We start from the raw sequence: 19,819 nt of genomic DNA, 5'->3' as shown, positions 1-19,819 counted from the left end.
TTTAATGTCACTACCACTTCAAACCTACATGCTCGTTCATTTCTTTATAGGCTGTATCAATCCGTTCCTTGGTATCTTCATCTAACTGACTACGGTATTTCCCGCCCTCTATAAAATCTTCTAAAATGTAGGTCTGGTACAGATAGAGCGGATAGCCTTCAGGAGAATAAGTTCCTTTTGGTGTTCTATTAACCCAGCTAGGATGAGCTTGAGCTGTCTCAATCGTAGTCTTACCTGCTTTTTTCTTAATAGTCACATCCATTAGAACACCACGTTCTGTCCATTTTGCATTTTCCTCATCCTGCATGGTTTCAATACGCTGATTTGAGATAAAATTCCCCATAGAATAGATAATGAGTTTCTTATCCCCATCTTTCTCAACCGTTTCAGCAGGCTCAACTACGTGAGGATGGCCACCAAAGATAATATCTGCTCCCCAATCAATCATCTTGTGGTAGAGAATCTTTTGTTCTTCAGTTGGTTCCAATTGGTACTCAATTCCCATCTGAGGCATGATGACCGTAATATCCGCCTCCTTCTCTGCTCGTTCAATTTCAGCCTTCATCTTGTCTTCATTTAGGTCAGAAAGATGATTATCATAGTCTTCTTTTGAAATGTATTCTTCAATACCGTTAAATCCATAAGAATAGGCTAAAAGGGCAATTTTAATTCCATTGACTTCCTTGATAACTATCGGTGCTTTCTCTCGTGGTTCATGGGTATAAACACCAATTGGTGTCATTCCAGCTTTTTCGATAGCATCTGCAGTTGAAAAAACTCCCTCAATCTGAGAATCCAAGATATGATTATGAGCCAAGTCTAATACCTGATAACCAGCATCCTTTATAGCATCCATGACTTCACCAGGTGCATTAAACAAGGGGTAACCTGCGAGATAATGGTCTTTATTTACAGTTCCTTCAAAATCACCGATGACTAAGTCAGCTTGCTTGAGCCATGGTTTTACATAGTCAAAATTTTCATGAAAATCATAACTTCCGTCATCTTTTAAAGCTGTACGATAAATAGGAATATGATAGAGGAGATCCCCATTTGCCATAATGCGCGCACTTGTTTCCTGTTCCGACTCTGCATTCTTCTCCTGAGAATTTAACTTTTTCTGCACAGCACTTGGATCACTACTGCTTAAAGAAACCCCTCGAGTTCCTTCCACTAATAAAGTAAGCATCATCGAGACAGCTACCGAAGCTAACAAGACCACAATAAAAGTGCGATTATCCCACTGCTTATAGTTCCTGAAAAATCGAACAGAATGTCTAATAGCATGTAGAACAGGACCTTTTTTTCTTTTTCTACTACGTTGTTCCATATTTTTTCTCCTTGCTTTTTGATGCAAGTCTCCTTACCTTATTATACCACAGACAAATAGGTATTTCCTTTCATTATATTATTTTTTAGCAACTTCTGTGACTTTCTTTCTCATCTGTTTTGTGTTATCATGTAATTGTAATGGAAAGAAAGGAAAGAATATGTCTGCTATAGAACGAATTACCAAAGCTGCTCATTTAATCGATATGAAAGATATTATCCGCGAAGGGAACCCTACTCTTCGTGCCGTTGCTGAGGAGGTCTCTTTCCCTTTGAGTGATCAAGATATCATTCTCGGAGAAAAAATGATGCAATTTTTGAAACACTCGCAAGATCCTGTTATGGCTGAAAAATTAGGTCTACGTGGAGGTGTTGGGCTTGCTGCACCACAGCTGGATATCTCAAAACGCATCATCGCCGTACTGGTACCGAATATCACTGAGGAAGGGGAAACTCCACAAGAAGCCTATGACTTACAAGCTATAATGTACAATCCTAAAATCGTCTCACATTCAGTCCAAGATGCTGCCCTAGGCGAAGGGGAAGGTTGCTTGTCTGTTGACCGTGCTGTTCCAGGTTATGTTATCCGCCACGCTCGAGTAACTGTCGACTATTTTGATAAGGATGGAGAAAAGCACCGCATCAAACTTAAGGGCTATAACTCTATTGTAGTTCAACACGAAATTGACCACTTAAATGGCATTATGTTCTACGATCGCATCAATGAAAAAGACCCATTTGAAGTTAAAGATGGTTTGCTCATTCTTGAATAAAGAAAATCCCGTTGCAAGACGGGATTTTGTGTTATAATGAAGATATGAAAACAAACGATATTGTCTATGGCGTTCATGCCGTCACAGAAGCTCTTTTAGCAAATACTGGAAACAAACTCTACCTTCAGGAAGATTTACGAGGAAAGAATGTGGACAAAGTTAAGGAATTGGCTACTGAAAAGAAAGTATCCATTTCTTGGACTTCCAAAAAATCACTTTCTGAGATGACTGAAGGAGCTGTTCACCAAGGTTTTGTCTTGCGCGTTTCTGAATTTGCCTACACTGAACTTGAGCAGATTATTGCTAAAACACGCCAGGAAGAAAACCCACTACTACTAATCCTTGATGGTTTAACGGACCCACATAATCTCGGTTCTATCTTGAGAACAGCGGATGCAACCAATGTTTCAGGTGTCATCATTCCCAAGCACCGAGCTGTCGGTGTTACTCCTGTCGTAGCAAAAACAGCAACAGGTGCAATTGAGCACGTTCCTATAGCTCGCGTGACCAATCTCAGCCAAACCTTGGACAAACTCAAGGATGAAGGCTTCTGGACATTCGGTACTGATATGAATGGAACTCCTTGCAACAAATGGAATACCAAAGGAAAGATTGCTCTCATCATCGGAAATGAAGGCAAAGGTATTTCAAGCAACATCAAGAAACAAGTAGACGAGATGATCACCATTCCTATGAATGGTCACGTACAGAGCCTCAATGCCAGTGTTGCTGCTGCTATTCTCATGTACGAAGTCTTTCGAAATCGATTATAAAAAAGTTTCCAATCGTTTGATTGGAAACTTTTTTAATTATGTTCAATGATATATTTATAGGCTTCTTGACCTGCAATAGCACCATCTCCAACTGCAGTTGTAACCTGGCGAAGGTCTTTCTGACGAACATCCCCAACTGCAAAGACACCAGCAACACTTGTCTTCATGTGGTCATCAGTCACAATCCAACCCGCCTGGTCTCGAATCTGCAACTCTTGGACGAAGTCACTAACAGGGTCCAATCCAACATAGATGAAGACACCTCCAAAGGCTTGTTCTGTCACTTGTCCTGTTTTCACATTTTCAATGACAACCGACTCAACACGGTTTTCACCCTTGATTTCTTTGACAACAGAATCCCAAATGAAATTGATTTTTTCATTGGCAAAAGCTCTATCTTGCAAGACTTTTTGAGCACGAAGCTCATCACGACGGTGAATGATAGTTACAGATTTTGCAAACCGTGTTAAGAAGATTGCTTCTTCAACTGCTGAGTCACCTCCACCTACAACCAACAAATCTTGGTCGCGGAAAAAGGCTCCATCACAAACCGCACAGTAAGAAACACCACGGCTATTGAGTTCTTCTTCACCTGGAACTCCCAAGAGACGGTGTTTGGAACCAGTCGCTACGATAACTGTGCGAGTTTCATAAACTTGGTCGTCTGTTACGACTTTTTTGAATTCGCCATGATCCTCAACATTTTCAACGAAGCCATAGAGATGCTCAACACCCAGATTTTCAAGAGGTTCAAACATCTTTTCTGCTAATTCTGGGCCACTGATATTGGCATAGCCTGGATAGTTTTCAATGTCAGAAGTATTATTCATCTGACCTCCTGGAAGGCCTCCTTCAATCAAAGCCACTTTCAGATTACTGCGTGCTGCATACAAGGCTGCAGTCATCCCAGCAGGGCCTGCACCGATAATAATCGTATCGTACATTCTCTTTCCTTCTTTCTTGTTGTAACTGTTTTTATTCTAACGGATTAAATCCCATTTTACAACTATTAAGCCTTGAGAACCAACAAGATGCTCATGGTTGCAAAAGACAATACTGGAATGGTCAAAACTCCAATCATAATCATATCGTAGAGATGGGCTTGACGTGCTTTAGCAGTTTTATCAACCCCCGACAGAGCTCTAAGTCCAATCCAGAGTCCCAAAATAATCAAGACCAGTAGAATTGTCAACACTAAACTCTCTAAATACAAAGCAAATAGCTGAACTAGCATGCTCTCTCTCATTTCTATTAATTTTAAAGAGCAAACCCAGTTAGCCTAGCCAACTGAGTCTTTCTTATCTTCTATTATATCAAATATAGGTCCGTTTGTAACTAGCAAAGAATTCTTTTGTTCGTTCTTCTTTAGGATGATTGATAATCTCATCTGGTGTTCCAGACTCAATAATCTTTCCTTTATCCAAGAACAAAACCTTATCAGCTACTTGAGAAACAAAGGACATATCGTGACTGACCAAAATCATAGTTTGACCTGATTTGGCAGCATTAGCAATAGATCGTTCTACCTCACCAACCAATTCTGGATCAAGGGCTGAAGTAGGTTCATCCAAGAGCAAGATTGCTGGCTTCATGGCTAAAGCACGCGCCAAAGCTACCCGTTGTTTTTGTCCACCTGATAAGTGGCGAGGATAGTGCTGTTGACGATCTGAAAGACCAACCTTAGCCAGCTCTTCTTTGGCAATCTTAGTTGCTTCTTCGTCGGAAAGTTTTTTAACAACTACCAAACCTTCCTTGACATTGTCTAGGGCTGTTCTACGTTCAAATAAGTTGAACTGTTGGAATACCATAGACAACTTGCGACGAAGAGTCAAGATTTCATCTTGAGTAATTTGAGAAAAGTCGACTTTAAAGCCATCAATCTGAATGCTTCCACTATCAGGTGTTTCCAGATAATTTAGGCTACGAAGAAAGGTTGACTTCCCCGCTCCTGATGAACCAATCAAAGCCACTACTTCCCCTTTTTGAATATCTAAATTCAGATGATCCAAGACGGTTTGACCTGAAAAGGATTTGCTTAAATTTGAGATTTTAATCATTAGCGAAGGTCTCCTTTCACATCTGTTTTCGCATTATCTGGTGCTTTGATGGCCATTTTTCTCTCAATAAAGCGACCAAGATTTTCAATAGCGATATTTACCACCCAGTATACAAGAGCAACTGAGATGAAACGTTCGAAGTAACGGTAGTCGGCACCACCCAAAATCTGAGCTTGGGCAAAGACTTCTACAACACCAGCACTAAAGGCTAGGGAAGTACCCTTAGTCAAACCGATTAGGGAGTTAATCAAGGTTGGAGTCGCTACTACCGCTGCATTTGGAATAATCACACGACGGTAAACTTGTGCACGTGTCATTCCAAGACTACGAGCGGCTTCAATCTCTCCAGGATTGACAGAAAGAATAGCGGCACGGATAGTTTCACTAGCGTAAGCTGCTTCGTTAAAAGCAAAAGCTACAATTGCAAAAGCTGCAGCCGGAATCGCATTGATATTAAAAGCAGTTCCCCATTGTTGATTCAACGCTTTTAATGCCAGAGGAATTCCATAGTAAGTCAACATCAACTGCACTAGGATTGGTGTCCCTTTTAAGAAACTAACAAAGAATGCTTGTAATGGATAAAGAATTCTAACGCGATTAATTTTTACAATAGCAAAAACCAAGGCCAAGATGATACCAAAAAAAGCACCAAATACTGTCAACATCAATGTTGTTGGCAATTGTTGTACAATTCTTGGAATCCCATCAAAGACAGAACGAAAACTAAACAGTTTGCCGTCTGGAATATACTGCATCAAGCTTTGATACCAATCTGATGCTAAAAGTGTTGTAACATTCATAGAAACATCCTCTCCTGATAATGAATCATTCTATCATACTTCTGCCTAGATTTAAAATATTTGCTACGTGCAGAAGAGACTTTGTCTACCTACTAGTTTATCATACTTTAAAAGTGTGAGGTTATATATTTTACCTATCAAGGAGATAGAAAAAAACTATTTCAAATCTAAGTTGTCGTAGGTTTTACGATAGCCAATTTGTTTAACAACACCATTCTCCACTAATATTGGACGTTTTAATAACATACCATCACTGGCCAAGAGTTTGGCTGCTTCTTTATTGGATAAAGTCCCAACCTTATCTTTTAAGCCCAGTTCACGGTATTTAATTCCACTTGTATTGAAAAATTGCTTCAACTCAAATCCAGAAGTTTCAAGCCAGTTCAGAATGATCATTTCACTTGGAGTTTCTTCTACAATATGAACATCTTTATATTCTAGTCCAAGTTGTTCTAACTCTTTTTTGGCTTTTTTACAAGTTGTACATTTTGGGTATTCGATAAATTCTAACATTTTTTTCTTTCTATTCCTTATTCTCTTGAAATGCTGCACCTTCATGCTTTAAGAGCCAAGCCTTCTTGTCAATTCCTGAAGCATAGCCTGTTAGACGATTACCAGCACCTAGTACGCGATGACAAGGTACTAGGATTGACCAAGGATTACGTCCTACTGCTCCTCCGATTGCCTGAGCCGAAGCTATCTGCAAATCCTTAGCTATTTGTCCATAAGTAACAGTCTGACCAAAAGGAATTTCCCGTAGATAAGACCAAACTTTCTTTTCAAATTCACTTCCAATCGGAGCCAGAGGAAGCTCAGACAGGTCTTGGACTTGTCCTGAAAAATAACTATCCAGATAAGAAGCAATTGGGTTCAAAACTGGATGGCTTGGAACCTCAAAGATACACCCAGCTTCCATACCTCTCTCAAAATGTTTCTGACCTTGAAACCAAATGCCTAGCAAGTAGTGGTCATCAGCAACAAGCGAGAGCTCTCCTATGGGAGAGACATACAGCATCTTTGCATACTTCTTAGACATTTGATTTTAATTTTTGATAGGCCAAACGTTCCCCGTCTACTGGAACTTTACCGACCTGTTTAAAGCCAAGTTTTTCAAAGATATGCTGCATGGCCTTGTTTTTAGCATGTGTATCTGAACGAAAATCCAGGTAATCAAAGCCTTCAATCAAGCCTTCCAAGAAGGTCTGGGCAACACCTTGTCCTTGCACATCACTAGCGACAGCAATACGGTGAAAAACTAGATACTCTGACTCTCTTCCTTCCCAGCTTCCATCATAAATGGCTTCATAGGTTTTTTCTGGACTCTTGGTTACTGCTGCATAAGCTAAGAGCTCTCCTTCTTCCAGGGCTACATAAGCCTGACCTGAGATAATATCTTCGATAATCGTATCAGTATTTGGATAACCATTTTGCCACTGAGTGCTACCAGCTTCCGCCAAGCATTTTTTAGCTTCCTCAATCACTTGCATAATTGCATCTACTTCGTTTGGAAAGGCTAAACGAATTTCCATCTTATCTCCTCTTTTCTGACTAGTTTCTCTCATCATAGCATAATTTAAGGCTTTCTACAAGCAGTTAAAACTTGACTTTTTATTTCTATTATTTTATAATCTAGTTATCAAAACTAGATAAACAGGAGTTGGAAATGAAATCTACTTTTTCCTACCCAGAATGGGACGAAATTCCAAACATTGATCTCTATTTGGATCAGGTCCTTCTTTATGTGAATAAAGTTTGTTCCCCTATTTCTCTTGCTAAAGAGAAAGGTTTAACTGCATCAATGGTGAACAACTATGTCAAACACGGCTATATCAGCAAACCTGAAAAGAAAAAATACCAACGCAAACAAATCGCCCGATTGATTGCTATCACAACGCTCAAGTCTGTTTTTTCAATCCAGGAAATTGCTCAAACCCTTAATACCCTACAGACAGAGACTAACTCAGAAGAACTTTACAATGCTTTTGTAGACTACATGAACGAAGACCTAGACCCAGCTAATCCTATTATCCGAGCAAGCTGCCAAACGGTCAAGCTCTATCATCAAACACTTGCACTGGTCTATAAAGAAACCGAAGAGGAGGAAACAAATGAATACTAGTTTCAAACTTAGCAAACGCCTTAGTTTTGGAGAAGAAATAGCAAACAGTGTCACCCATGCTGTAGGGGCACTTATCATGCTGATTTTGCTCCCTATCTCATCGACTTATAGTTATGAAGCTCATGGATTTTTATCATCGATTGGGGTGTCGATTTTCGTTATTAGCCTCTTTCTCATGTTTCTTTCATCGACCATTTATCATTCTATGGCTTATGGTTCGACTCATAAGTATGTCTTACGCATCATCGACCATTCCATGATTTATGTTGCGATTGCAGGTTCTTATACTCCTGTCGTTTTGACCTTAATGAATAACTGGTTTGGTTATCTGATTATTGCCATCCAGTGGGGAACAACTATTTTTGGTATTCTTTATAAAATCTTTGCCAAAAAAGTCAATGAAAAATTTAGTCTGTTGCTCTACCTCATCATGGGTTGGTTAGTTGTGGCTATCCTACCAGCAATCATCAGTCAAACAAATCCAATCTTTTGGACTCTTATGGTATCAGGTGGTCTTTGCTATACAGTTGGTGCTGGATTTTACGCTAAGAAGAAACCATACTTCCACATGATCTGGCATCTCTTCATCCTAGCAGCTTCTGCTCTCCAATACATTGCCATTGTTTATTACATGTAAAAATAGGCCGGGAAAATCCCGACCTATTTTTATTTGCACATGTTGATAAAGTATTGATGCAAGCGAAGATCATTTGTCAATTCAGGATGAAAGGAAGTCACTAGCATATTATTTTCTTGAGCTGCAACGATTTGATAATTCACTACTGCCAGAACATCAACACCCTTACCAACTTCACTAATAATAGGTCCACGGATAAAGGTCATGGGAATTTTGCCAACACCCTTACATTCTGCTTCGGTATAAAAGCTTCCTAGCTGACGTCCATAGGCATTGCGCTCAACTATTATATCCATAGTCGCTAGATGACTTTCCTCTTGAGAAGTGATTTGTCTCGCTAGCAAGATCAAACCTGCACAAGTTCCAAAGACTGGTAAACCATTGAGAATAGCCTCTCTTAGAGGGAGTAGCATGTTCTGGTCACGTAGGAGTTTTCCCATAGCTGTCGACTCACCGCCAGGTAAAATCAATCCTGACAGATTACTCTGATGCTGCAGAAAATCTTCTAGGTTTCTCAGTTCAATACTTTCTACTCCTAGTTTGGCAAGGACTTTCTCGTGCTCTACAAAGGCGCCTTGCAAGGCCAATATTCCAATTTTCATCTATTTTCCTCGCTCAGCCATGAGAATTTGGATTTCATTCTCATTGATACCTACCATGGCTTCTCCTAAATCTTCTGAGATTTGAGCCAGAATTTGAGAATTCTGATAATTGGTAACAGCCTTGACAATTGCTGCCGCACGTTTGACAGGATCACCTGACTTGAAAATTCCTGAGCCAACAAAGACGCCTTCTGCACCTAGCTGCATCATAAGAGCAGCATCTGCTGGTGTTGCAACTCCTCCAGCTGCAAAGTTGACAACTGGTAATTTCCCATGTTCGTGGACGTATTGAACTAATTCTACTGGAACTTGGAGTTCTTTTGCTGCGACATAGAGTTCATCTTCACGGAGATTTTGAATGCGACGAATTTCTTGATTCATCATGCGCATATGGCGGACTGCCTGAACGATATCTCCTGTTCCAGGTTCCCCTTTTGTTCGAATCATTGAAGCTCCTTCAGCGATACGACGCAAGGCTTCTCCTAGGTCTTTTGCACCGCAAACAAAAGGAACTTGGAATTCTTTCTTATCCACATGGAAACGATCGTCAGCTGGAGATAGCACCTCACTCTCATCGATATAGTCAATCTCGATGGCTTCTAAAATCTGTGCTTCAACAAAATGCCCAATCCTGACCTTGGCCATCACTGGAATGCTGACTGCTTCTTGGATTTCCTTGATCATCTTTGGATCACTCATGCGGGAAACGCCACCAGCTGCACGAATATCAGCTGGAATCCGCTCCAAGGCCATAACCGCTGCTGCACCTGCAGCCTCAGCAATTCTTGCCTGTTCAGGGTTTTGAACATCCATGATGACGCCACCTTTAAGCATCTGTGCCAAATTCTTATTTAATTCATAACGATTTTCAGTCATTTTCTCTTCCTCAATAGTTGTATTGGTAGCTACAGTTTTATTGTAAGGTAGAAATGACTCAAGAACAAGATAAAAAAAATTGATTTGTCTGGGTACAATTATTCAAACATAAAAAAGTACCCACAGAGGGTACTTTTATTTCTTAGATTTTTTAATGTTTTTAACAAGATAAAACAGATATCCTGAAACCATGTAGGCAACAAAGATAATGGCTGCCCATCTAAAGACAAATCCCCAACCATATTTATTGGCATTCAAGAAGAAATAAGGGAAGGGACTATCCTTAGCGTTAGGAACGTCCATCTTTAGAACAAAGCCGTTTAAGATTGCAAATCCCATATAGAGCAGTGGTAAAACTGTCCATACAATAGGATCAAACCACTTATATTGACGACTCTTATCAAAAATGATGGTATCAACTAGAAACCAGAGGGGTACGATATAATGGCAAAGGAAGTTTTCCAAACGGTAAAAATCTTTTGTCAAGGGAGCCAACATGAAATGATAGATGACACAGGTAATCATGATACTCATGGTGATACCACCCTTGAGCCGCAAAAGACTTGAACTTTGCCAATGGTCACCCTCACGTCGCATCTTCCATAAAAGATAACCCGTAAAAATCATCACCAAGAGGTTGGAAAGCACTGTATAGTAGAGCAACATCCCGAAACCGCCGTGCTTGGTAATTTCCAGATAAACGCCTGTAAATGCGGCTAAAAACATGAAAGCCCGACTGAAAAAAATTATTTTATTCCAAGCAGTCATGATTTAGATCTTTTTAACAAATTCTGATTTTAATTTCATAGCACCAAATCCATCAATCTTACAATCGATGTTGTGGTCACCTTCAACAATACGGATATTTTTAACACGTGTCCCTTGCTTAAGGTCTTTTGGAGCACCTTTTACCTTAAGGTCTTTGATCAAGGTTACTGTATCACCGTCAGCCAATTTATTTCCATTAGCGTCGATAGCAACAATGCCTTCTTCAACCTCAGCTTGCTCAGCAGGATTCCATTCATAAGCACACTCTGGGCAGACTAGCAAGGCTCCGTCTTCATAGACATATTCTGAATTACATTTTGGGCAATTTGGTAGATTGTTCATCTTATCTCCTTCTATTTTCATGATGGTTTGAATGTCAAATTTTCGTTAACAAAGACTATTATACCTTAAAATTAAAAATTTGACAAATTGCTAAAAAACCGACTCACCACTATCGTGGTCAATCGGTTAAAATTTCGATTAAAAATGTTTAACTGCTTCAGATTTAATTTTTTCGACAACTTCTAAAATACTTAGCCCTGTTGTGTCCAAATAGATTGCATCATCAGCCTGTTTAAGAGGAGAAGTTTCACGATGACTATCCTTATAATCACGCGCAGCAATCTCTTCTTTCAAAGTTTCCAAATCTGTTTCGATTCCCTTTGAAAGATTTTCCTTATAACGTCTTTCCGCACGTTCATCCACTGAAGCAACAAGAAAAATCTTCAATTCAGCCTTAGGCAAGACCACTGTACCAATATCTCGACCATCCATAACGATGCCACCTTGTTGGGCAATTTCTTGTTGAAGGGCTACCAATTTTTCACGAATAGCTGGAATGGCTGCAAAAGCAGATACAGCATTGGTTACTTCATTTTCACGGATTGGATTTGTCACATCAACATCTCCAACAAAAACAAGCTGTTCTCCTGTTTCAGCACGACCAAAGCTAATTGGATATTGTTCCAATAATTCAAGAAGTCGAGAAGACTCTTCTGGGCTTACCTGATTGTTTAAAGCGATGTAAGTCGCAGCACGATACATGGCACCTGTATCCAAGTAGGTATATCCAAAATCCTTAGCGATAATCTTAGCTACTGTACTCTTACCACTTGAAGCTGGACCATCAATAGCGATCTGAATTGTTTTCATCGTCACTCCTATCTTGTCTTAAGGACATCACCAGGATTTGCAAACCAAGTTCCTGAAGACATATGACCAGGGTTCAAGGCTTCAAGCTGAGCAATAGAAATGCCTGCTCTAGCTGCAATAGCTGCCTCACCTTCACCTGCAAGGACAGTAATGGTTCCCTCAGAATTTGTATGTTCCTCTGAACTACTTGAAGAAGTTGATCCTGCTTCAGAACTTGATGCTTCAACTGAACTACTTGATGACGTTGAAGAAACTTCCTCTACCTTAGGCGCAGAAGAATCATGAAAATCTTTCAAGGCTGCTGTACGATCACTTCCACCAGATGACAGGTAGATTAAAACAGCAATCATACCGACAACGATAACAAAGAAAATACAAGCCAAAATGGTTAGAATACGGTTGGCTACCACTCCTGTTCCCTTATTTCCTCTGCTTCTGCGTTCCGAACGACTTTCCTCGATGTCGTAAATATCTTCTTGCCATGGTTCCTTTTCCATACCTTACTCCTTGTTTTTTTTCTAATTTCTTATTACAATATAAATATGAAAATCACACTTATACCTGAACGATGCATTGCCTGTGGGCTATGCCAAACCTATTCTGATTTATTTGATTACCATGATAATGGTATTGTGCGTTTCTATGATGATCCTAATCTACTAGAGAGAGACATCCCAGCTAGTGAAGAGCTACTGGAAGCTGTGAAACAGTGTCCTACTCGCGCGCTCATCAAATATTAATTTGTCATCAGTGGTGTTTTGATGTTCAAATCCCACTTCCTCTAGTTTAGCATATTTTTCCAGAAAATTATAGTCTTTTGAAGGACTTATTTTTAGCAAATCTTATCTTGACTCACTCTGTTCTTTTATCAGATAGAGGGGTCTTTTTTTCGTTTCCATATAAATTTTACTGATATATTTTCCGAGAATCCCAATCGTCAATAATTGGACACCACCAAGAAATAGAATGACAGCCATCAGAGAGGTCCAACCAGAAGTTGGATTGCCCAGTACGAGAGTACGGACAACTACAAACAATGTCATCACCAAAGCCAGAAAACACGACGAAATACCAGCAACAAAAGCTAATATCAAAGGAAAATCTGAAAAATTCACAATCCCTTCAATAGAGTAGAAAAAGAGTTGTCTAAAACTCCAACTTGTCTTACCTGCCTGCCTTTCAACATTAGGGTATTCTAGATAGTGAGTACGGAAACCAACCCAGGCAAAGAGTCCTTTGGAAAAGCGATTGTATTCTGTCAATTCTAACACTGCATCCACAACTGATCTTCTCATCATCCGAAAATCACGGACACCCGATGGAAGGGCTACTGGGCTAATTTTTTGCATAAAACAATAAAAAAGATCGGCGCAGAAACTACGTAAAAAGGGCTCACCCTCTCGACTAGTTCTCCGAGTTCCCACACAGTCCAAATCCGGATTCTGATCTAGTAGTTCTTTCATCTCAAGCAAGAGTCTTGGGGGATCCTGAAGGTCTGCATCCATAACCACCACCAAATCTCCTGTTGCTTGTTGTAAACCTGCATATATGGCCGCTTCCTTCCCAAAATTTCGCGAGAAAGAGATATAATGTACTGCAGGATTTTTCTCTCGATAAACCTTTAAAACATCCAAAGTCTTATCAGTCGAACCATCATCTACAAAAATGTATTCGATTTCTGTTCCCAAATCTGGGATCAGGGCTTCAAGAGTTTGATAAAAAAGAGGAAGTACTTCCTCTTCGTTTAAACATGGGACTATGATTGAAATCATCATCTTAGTCTTCAAATCCGTTTGGATGTTGACTTTGCCAACGCCATGCGTCTTCACACATTTCTGTAATACCAAGTTCTGCTTCCCAACCGAGCTCTGCCTTTGCTCTTGCTGGGTCAGAATAGCAAGCTGCAATATCACCTGGGCGACGTTCAACGATACGGTAAGGAATTGGACGTCCGACTGCTTTTTCCATATTTTGGATAATTTCAAGAACAGAATAGCCTTTCCCTGTACCAAGGTTGTAAATGTTTAGTCCTGAACCTTTTTGAAGTTTCTTAAGGGCCGCAACATGTCCTTTTGCTAGGTCAACAACGTGGATATAGTCACGAACACCTGTTCCGTCTTCAGTATCGTAGTCGTCTCCAAAGACCTGAACTTGTTCCAACTTGCCAACTGCGACTTGTGTTACATATGGCAAGAGGTTATTTGGAATACCGTTTGGATTTTCACCCAAATCACCACTCTTATGTGCACCAATTGGGTTGAAATAACGAAGTAACACAACGTTCCATTCTGAATCAGCTTTATGGATATCTGTCAAGATTTCTTCAAGCATCAACTTAGTACGACCATAAGGGTTAGTAGCTGAAAGAGGGAAATCTTCGAGGATTGGAACTGTATGCGGATCTCCATAAACAGTTGCTGAAGAGCTGAAGATGATATTCTTACAGTTAGTCTCTTCCATAACTTTCAAGAGACTGACAGTTCCAGCAATATTGTTATCATAGTAGGCAAGTGGGATACGTGTAGATTCCCCTACAGCCTTCAAACCAGCAAAATGGATAACGCCTGTTGGTTCTTCATGTTTGAAAATATCACGAAGTGTATCTGTATCACGAATATCAGCTTCGTAAAAAGGAATTTCTACCCCAGTGATTCTTTCGACTACTTCAAGACTTTTACGGCTACTGTTTACCAAATTATCCACGACAACTACTTGGTGTCCAGCTTGGACCAGTTCGATGACGGTGTGAGTTCCGATAAAACCAGCTCCACCTGTTACCAGAATTTTTTCTTGCATTTCATTTCCTCAATTCTTGGATTATTTTTTTCATTTTACCATTTTTGATAGGGAAAGTCATTTACTTTCCTAAGACTATCGTAAAAACTAGGTAAAAGTTTTACTATTGTTTCTTTTTAATGTATCTTTCAGTCGGATAATCTGCTGGATTTAATACTCCACTTCTCCCTTGAATCATTTGAGCTAGATGATAACCGATAATAGGACCAGTCGTTAAGCCTGAAGAACCTAGACCACTTGCTGTATAAACTCCTGACAAGTTTGGAATCTGTCCGAAAAATGGAGAGAAATCACTTGTATAGGCTCGAATACCCACACGTTCACCAGATGAAATTGCATCCTTTAAACTCGGATAAAATGAACTCGCTGCCTCAGCCATTTGTTGGAGCAAATTTTTATCGACTGTAAGATCAAATCCCATGTCATTTTCGTGGGTAGCGCCTAAGGACAATTTCCCACCTGCAAAAGGAATCAAATCCCACTCCCCTTCTGGCATAACCACAGGGTAATCTTCCATGTCTTGGGCAAGCTGATAATCTCGGAGTTGTCCTTTTTGAGGACGGACATCCACAGCATAACCCAAGGGTTCTAACATGTCCCCCAACCAAGCTCCCATCGCCAAAATAACCTGATCAAACACCTCTTCGCCAATCTGGTAACCTGATGCTAAAGGTGTCAGAGTTACTTTTTCTTTGACCAGCTTGACCTGACTGGCTTCCAGCAAACGAGTCACTAAGAGTTGACCATCTACTCTCGCTCCACCAGAAGCATAGAGCAAGCGATCAAATCCCTGCAAGCCAGGGAATAATTTATTAGCTGATCCCGGATCCAGAATGGCTAATTGCCCTATCAAGGGAGATTCTTCTCTACGCTGGAGGGCTAATTCATAGAGTTCTTCCAACTTAGTTTCATCCTTTTTCAGGAGAAAGACTCCTGAGCGCTGGTAAAAGTCGATCTCCTGACCTGACTTCTCTAAATCAGCTAATAAATCCACATAAAAGTCAGCCCCCAAGCGCGCCATTTTGTACCAGGCCTTATTGCGGCGTTTGGAAAACCAAGGACTGATAATTCCTGCTGCGGCCTTGGTAGCCTGACCTTGTCCATGGTCAAAGACAGTTACTTCTAGGTCACTTTCTTTCGAGAGGTAGTAGGCAGCTGTTGCTCCCACAATTCCTGCTCCGATAATAGCAACTTTTTTCATTGTTTTCACTTTCTAACTAGATATGGTGGAAAGGATTGGTCGATGCTTGACTAGGTACAATATCGATTGTCCAGCCTTTTTCCTCTTTCCATTGAGTAAGGAGTGCTGCTATTTTTTCCACAAACAGCACTTCGATATAGTGTCCTGGATCCAGTGCCAACAAGCCATCAGACAACATATCCTGCGCAGTGTGGTAGTAAATGTCACCAGTGATATAGACATCAGCTCCCTTAGCTAAAGCATCCTTATAGAAAGACTGCCCGCTACCACCACAGATGGCCACTCTTGAAATAGACTTCTGCAAATCACTCTCTTGATAATGCACCAATCGAAGACTATCTAAACCAAAGACTTGCTTGACATGTTGGGCGAAATCCCCAAAATTCTGAGGCTGAACATTCCCAATACGTCCAATTCCACGTTCAGGACCTGTCTCCTGTAGATAAGTCGTCTCCTCAATGCCTAGCATCTGACAGAACCAGTCATTGAGACCATTTTCAACGATGTCAATATTGGTATGGCTGACATAAACTGCGATGTTATGCTTGATCAGGTCGATATAAATCTGATTTTGCGGACGGTTGGCAACCAAGTCCTTGATAGGACGGAAAATCGGCGCATGCTTGACAATAATCAAATCCACACCCTTTTCAATGGCTTCAGCCACCGTTTCTTCACGAATATCCAGAGCAACCATGACACTTTGGATATCCTTGTCCAAAGTGCCAATTTGTAGGCCACGACTGTCTCCCTCCATGGAAAATTCCTGAGGGCAAAAGGCTTCATATGCGTTAATTACTTCACTTGCTAACATGGAGAACCTCCTTGATGGCTTGAATCTTATCTACAAGAACTTGACGTTCCTCCAAATTTTTTTCTGGGATTTGGTTAAGGGCAAACTCAAGCTTAGCAGCTTCTTTTTGCCACTTTTGGACAAAGACTGGACTGATCTCTTTGGACAAGAAAGGTCCAAAGCGAACATCACTGGCTGATAGCTTCATTTGTCCTGCTTCCACCACCAAAATCTCGTAAAACTTGCCAGCTTCTTCTAGGATGTTTTCTGCTACAATCTGAAAATTATTATCTTGTAACCAAATACGCAAGTCGTCTTCACGATTATTGGGCTGGAGAATCAACCGTTCTACATTGGCTAACTTGTCCAAGCCTTCTTCTAATATCGTAGCAATCAAGCGACCACCCATTCCAGCAATAGTGATAACAGAAACTTGCTCAGCCTCTTCGAAAGCAGCCAAACCATTGGCTAAACGAACCTGAATTTTCTCAGTCAAACCATGACTTTCAACATTTGTAACTGCAGATTGATAGGGCCCCTCTACAACTTCACCCGCGATGGCAGCTTCAATATGCCCTTTTTCAACTAATTCAATAGGTAAATAGGCATGGTCGCTACCGACGTCCAGCAAAACAGCTCCTTGGGGAACAAAAGAAGCTACTGTTTCTAATCTCTTTGAAATCATCTTCTCTCACTTTCAAAAACTCTATTTCCCTTTATTATACCATATTTTAGCTAGCAATCCTGCACCTAAAAAAGACAGCAATCATAGATTGCAGCCTTTCTTTATCTTTTAACTTGATAACGACTTGTCAGGATGAAAATCACAATAAAGACGAGCATCATAATGCCATAGACAGGTAGTGTTTGACCTGTAAGTGTTGAAATTTCAAGCAATTTTTGGATTCTTGGGAATAGAGCTGTTCCAAGGAAGCCACCAACTGACCAAATAATCAAGAGAACACGCCACAGACTAAATGGCAAGCAAGCTCTAACTACAGACATGAAACCAATCGATGCCAATAGATAATACAGAAGTGTCGAAATTTCAATGGCTGTCCAGCCTTGACTTGTTCCAAAAATTTTAATAAAGAGAACACTAAAGACTACCATCAAGGCACTTGGTAAAGCTCGAAGCATGGATTTTCTGAGGAAGTTTTGTTCCACAGGTTTGATATTTCGTTCAAAGGTTAATACAAACGGTGGGAATCCTTCCACAAACTGGTCAATCATAGTTATCTGAATCGGAATGAATGGGAAAATCAAAATCCATTCAGTACGTCCCAACAAAGCACTAGCAATACAGATAACTGCTAGCAAGAAGGAATAGATTGTCTTAATCAAGAAAATCGGAGCAATGTGGGCAATGTTATTGACCACACGACGACCTTCGAAGAGAATCTCAGGAACATCATTGAAATCTGAATTCAAGAGGACCAGATTTGCAATCTGACGAGTTGCTGGGTCTCCTTCAGCCATAACAATGGAACAGTCTGCCTCACGGAGAGCTAGGATATCATTGACACCATCCCCTGTCATTGCTGTAGTATGTCCTGCTTTTTTCAGAGTTTGGATAATCAGTTTCTTTTGATGAGGAGAGACACGTCCGAAAATCGCTGTCTCCCCAGCCATGGCAACCAACTCTTCATCAGTAATTTTCGAGCAATCTACGTAGCTGTGGTAGTCTGCAAAACCAGCTTTTTGAGCAATACTTGAAACGGTAACTGGATTATCACCAGAAATAATTTTCAAGCCCACTTCCTGAGAACGAAGATAGTCTAACGTTTCAGCAGCCCCTTCTCGGATTGGGTCTAGAATCTCAAGCAAAGCCAAGGCTTGCATATCCGATGGTTTCTGTGGCTTGTGGTGATCAAGTCTTTCTTGACTGAGGGCCAGAACCAAGACACGAGATCCTCGTTCAAGAGCTTCTCTAGCCTCAGGAACTTCAGCATCCAACAACATCTCCGGTGCGCCTAGAAAAACAGTTCCAAGACCTTCCAACTCCATTGCTCCCCATTTACGATCGCTTGAAAATGGAAGATTAGAAATCATCGGATAAGTTACTTGACCTTGAAAATGTTGACGAATAGCTTGTGCTGTTGGGTTCTTATCCTCACTGTTTGCCATATAGCTAGTTAGTATGTCAGCAATAGCATTTTGATCATAAACTTGAGTAAGAGAAAGAACAGTCTCAACCTGCATCTTACCTTGGGTGATGGTACCTGTCTTATCCAAGCAAAGCATATCCACACGCGCCAAGGTCTCAACAGAGTACATCTCCTGCACCAAGACCTTCTTCAAACCAAGCTTGATAACAGCGGTTAGAAGAGAGGTAATGGTTAAGAGGGCAATCCCCTTAGGCAACATTCCCAAAAGAGCTGTAGAGGAATTCACTACAGAAGACTTCAGTGGTAAACCTTTCAAGACCAAAGCTTCAAGCAAGAGGGCAATTCCAAATGGAATGATAATTTTTCCAGTAAAGCCTGCTAGCTGGTCTAGCGATTTCATGATACGAGAATTGATTGGTTTAACTGTCTTAGCTTCAAGCATGAGTTTAGCTGCATAGTTATCTGCTCCTACATGATGAACCTGAGCGAGGACAGAACCACTGGCAAGAAAGCTACCTGACAACATTAAGTCTTCTACTTCTTTTTGCACCAAGTCGCTCTCGCCCGTTAACATGGCTTCATTGACTTCTGCAAAGCCTTCTAATACAATCGCATCACTTGGAATTTGATCCCCTGCAGACAAGCGAATCACATCATCCAAAACAAGCTCTTCAGGGTCTAAAGCAATCTCTTGTCCATCACGAATAGTCGTAATCTTTTCTTTATTCAAGAGATTGAGTTTATCAACCATATGCTTGGCACGTAGCTCGGTTACAATTCCTGAAAAAGCATTAAAACAGATAACCGCAAAGAAAACCAGGTTGCTCCAGGCTTGAACAAAAGCGAGCGCTAATGCAATAGCAAAGTTTAAAGCATTGAAGAGAGTAAAGACATTTCGTTTTACAATCTGCCAAGTACTGGTACTAGCTGATACTTTGAAATCATTGACCTGTCCCTGTTTCTGACGTTCTTTAACTTCTGATTGGCTTAAGCCCAAAATTTTATTTTTATCCATAATCTCTATCATATCATTTT

The 19,819-nt window shown here is 40.5% G+C and carries 25 protein-coding genes; 5 read left to right on the top strand and 20 right to left on the bottom strand.

What is annotated here, in order from left to right:
• Positions 1-10 precede the first annotated feature (10 nt).
• Positions 11-1,330, bottom strand: coding sequence for a CapA family protein (locus tag QM450_RS08405; RefSeq protein WP_414320276.1), 1,320 nt, complete (start codon positions 1,328-1,330; stop codon positions 11-13).
• A gap of 160 nt (positions 1,331-1,490) precedes the next feature.
• Here QM450_RS08405 and def point away from each other — a divergent pair, with 160 nt between their 5' ends.
• Both def and rlmB read left to right on the top strand, forming a co-directional pair.
• The gene (gene def, locus QM450_RS08400) at positions 1,491-2,102 is read left to right on the top strand and encodes a peptide deformylase (RefSeq protein ID WP_414320275.1); all 612 of its coding nucleotides are present in this window, start codon (positions 1,491-1,493) and stop codon (positions 2,100-2,102) included.
• 44 nt (positions 2,103-2,146) lie between these two features.
• Entirely contained in the window at positions 2,147-2,875 is a 729-nt protein-coding gene (rlmB, locus tag QM450_RS08395) for a 23S rRNA (guanosine(2251)-2'-O)-methyltransferase RlmB (RefSeq protein ID WP_414320274.1), read from the top strand.
• 32 nt (positions 2,876-2,907) lie between these two features.
• On the opposite strand, the gene trxB is transcribed toward rlmB, so the two are convergent.
• The 7 genes from trxB to QM450_RS08360 form a co-directional block, all read right to left on the bottom strand.
• Entirely contained in the window at positions 2,908-3,819 is a 912-nt protein-coding gene (gene trxB / locus QM450_RS08390) for a thioredoxin-disulfide reductase (RefSeq protein ID WP_414318265.1), read from the bottom strand.
• Between the two features lie 65 nt (positions 3,820-3,884).
• Positions 3,885-4,109: a DUF4059 family protein gene (locus tag QM450_RS08385; RefSeq protein WP_000960970.1), complete on the bottom strand. Its 225-nt coding sequence runs from the start codon at positions 4,107-4,109 to the stop codon at positions 3,885-3,887.
• 79 nt (positions 4,110-4,188) lie between these two features.
• Positions 4,189-4,932, bottom strand: a complete 744-nt coding sequence (locus tag QM450_RS08380) for an amino acid ABC transporter ATP-binding protein (protein WP_414318264.1) — start codon at positions 4,930-4,932, stop codon at positions 4,189-4,191.
• Positions 4,932-5,732 (bottom strand): amino acid ABC transporter permease, encoded by an 801-nt coding sequence (locus tag QM450_RS08375; protein WP_414320273.1) that lies wholly within the window; start codon positions 5,730-5,732, stop codon positions 4,932-4,934. Before QM450_RS08375 ends, QM450_RS08380 begins: the two co-directional genes overlap by 1 nt.
• A gap of 156 nt (positions 5,733-5,888) precedes the next feature.
• Positions 5,889-6,245, bottom strand: a complete 357-nt coding sequence (locus tag QM450_RS08370; RefSeq protein WP_414320272.1) for a Spx/MgsR family RNA polymerase-binding regulatory protein — start codon at positions 6,243-6,245, stop codon at positions 5,889-5,891.
• A 10-nt stretch (positions 6,246-6,255) separates the two neighbouring features.
• Complete coding sequence (locus QM450_RS08365; protein ID WP_414320271.1) at positions 6,256-6,768, bottom strand: methylated-DNA--[protein]-cysteine S-methyltransferase; 513 nt, start codon at positions 6,766-6,768, stop codon at positions 6,256-6,258.
• Entirely contained in the window at positions 6,761-7,261 is a 501-nt protein-coding gene (locus tag QM450_RS08360; protein WP_414320270.1) for an N-acetyltransferase family protein, read from the bottom strand. Before QM450_RS08360 ends, QM450_RS08365 begins: the two co-directional genes overlap by 8 nt.
• 134 nt (positions 7,262-7,395) lie before the next feature.
• On the opposite strand from QM450_RS08360, the gene QM450_RS08355 reads away from it, so the two are divergent.
• On the top strand, positions 7,396-7,851 hold the full coding sequence (locus QM450_RS08355; RefSeq protein WP_414320269.1) for a DUF1836 domain-containing protein: 456 nt from the start codon (positions 7,396-7,398) through the stop codon (positions 7,849-7,851).
• A complete protein-coding gene (gene trhA / locus QM450_RS08350) occupies positions 7,841-8,488 on the top strand; it encodes a PAQR family membrane homeostasis protein TrhA (protein ID WP_075231793.1) in 648 nt (215 codons plus the stop codon). Before QM450_RS08355 ends, trhA begins: the two co-directional genes overlap by 11 nt.
• 29 nt (positions 8,489-8,517) lie before the next feature.
• Here the strand turns inward: trhA and pdxT are convergent, their stop codons facing one another.
• The 6 genes from pdxT to QM450_RS08320 form a co-directional block, all read right to left on the bottom strand.
• Entirely contained in the window at positions 8,518-9,090 is a 573-nt protein-coding gene (pdxT, locus tag QM450_RS08345; protein WP_414320268.1) for a pyridoxal 5'-phosphate synthase glutaminase subunit PdxT, read from the bottom strand.
• Positions 9,091-9,966 (bottom strand): pyridoxal 5'-phosphate synthase lyase subunit PdxS, encoded by an 876-nt coding sequence (gene pdxS / locus QM450_RS08340; RefSeq protein WP_414320267.1) that lies wholly within the window; start codon positions 9,964-9,966, stop codon positions 9,091-9,093.
• A gap of 135 nt (positions 9,967-10,101) precedes the next feature.
• The gene (locus QM450_RS08335; RefSeq protein ID WP_414320266.1) at positions 10,102-10,734 is read right to left on the bottom strand and encodes a Pr6Pr family membrane protein; all 633 of its coding nucleotides are present in this window, start codon (positions 10,732-10,734) and stop codon (positions 10,102-10,104) included.
• Between the two features lie 3 nt (positions 10,735-10,737).
• On the bottom strand, positions 10,738-11,076 hold the full coding sequence (locus QM450_RS08330; protein WP_375554867.1) for a zinc ribbon domain-containing protein YjdM: 339 nt from the start codon (positions 11,074-11,076) through the stop codon (positions 10,738-10,740).
• A gap of 138 nt (positions 11,077-11,214) precedes the next feature.
• Positions 11,215-11,886, bottom strand: a complete 672-nt coding sequence (cmk, locus tag QM450_RS08325) for a (d)CMP kinase (RefSeq protein ID WP_045762908.1) — start codon at positions 11,884-11,886, stop codon at positions 11,215-11,217.
• An 8-nt stretch (positions 11,887-11,894) separates the two neighbouring features.
• Entirely contained in the window at positions 11,895-12,383 is a 489-nt protein-coding gene (locus QM450_RS08320) for an SAG1386/EF1546 family surface-associated protein (protein ID WP_414320265.1), read from the bottom strand.
• 45 nt (positions 12,384-12,428) lie between these two features.
• On the opposite strand from QM450_RS08320, the gene QM450_RS08315 reads away from it, so the two are divergent.
• Positions 12,429-12,626, top strand: a complete 198-nt coding sequence (locus QM450_RS08315) for a ferredoxin (RefSeq protein ID WP_414318256.1) — start codon at positions 12,429-12,431, stop codon at positions 12,624-12,626.
• Positions 12,627-12,728: 102 nt separating this feature from the next.
• Here the strand turns inward: QM450_RS08315 and QM450_RS08310 are convergent, their stop codons facing one another.
• The 6 genes from QM450_RS08310 to QM450_RS08285 form a co-directional block, all read right to left on the bottom strand.
• Complete coding sequence (locus QM450_RS08310; RefSeq protein WP_414320264.1) at positions 12,729-13,661, bottom strand: glycosyltransferase family 2 protein; 933 nt, start codon at positions 13,659-13,661, stop codon at positions 12,729-12,731.
• Between the two features lies 1 nt (position 13,662).
• Entirely contained in the window at positions 13,663-14,682 is a 1,020-nt protein-coding gene (galE, locus tag QM450_RS08305; RefSeq protein WP_414320263.1) for a UDP-glucose 4-epimerase GalE, read from the bottom strand.
• Between the two features lie 103 nt (positions 14,683-14,785).
• Positions 14,786-15,883 carry an NAD(P)/FAD-dependent oxidoreductase gene (locus QM450_RS08300; RefSeq protein WP_414320262.1) on the bottom strand — a complete coding sequence of 366 codons (1,098 nt, stop codon included), beginning with the start codon at positions 15,881-15,883 and terminating at the stop codon, positions 14,786-14,788.
• Between the two features lie 16 nt (positions 15,884-15,899).
• Positions 15,900-16,697 carry a Nif3-like dinuclear metal center hexameric protein gene (locus QM450_RS08295; protein ID WP_414320261.1) on the bottom strand — a complete coding sequence of 266 codons (798 nt, stop codon included), beginning with the start codon at positions 16,695-16,697 and terminating at the stop codon, positions 15,900-15,902.
• Entirely contained in the window at positions 16,684-17,361 is a 678-nt protein-coding gene (locus QM450_RS08290; RefSeq protein ID WP_414320260.1) for a tRNA (adenine(22)-N(1))-methyltransferase, read from the bottom strand. The genes QM450_RS08295 and QM450_RS08290 overlap by 14 nt, the downstream gene beginning before the upstream one ends.
• A gap of 101 nt (positions 17,362-17,462) precedes the next feature.
• Positions 17,463-19,799, bottom strand: coding sequence for a cation-translocating P-type ATPase (locus QM450_RS08285; RefSeq protein WP_414320259.1), 2,337 nt, complete (start codon positions 19,797-19,799; stop codon positions 17,463-17,465).
• Positions 19,800-19,819: the final 20 nt, after the last annotated feature.

Source organism: Streptococcus infantis, from assembly GCF_047464615.1.
GTDB classification, from domain to species: Bacteria; Bacillota; Bacilli; order Lactobacillales; family Streptococcaceae; genus Streptococcus; species Streptococcus infantis_Y.
Note: the sequence above shows the minus strand (reverse complement) of the source record. Positions and strands in the feature narration are given on the sequence as shown.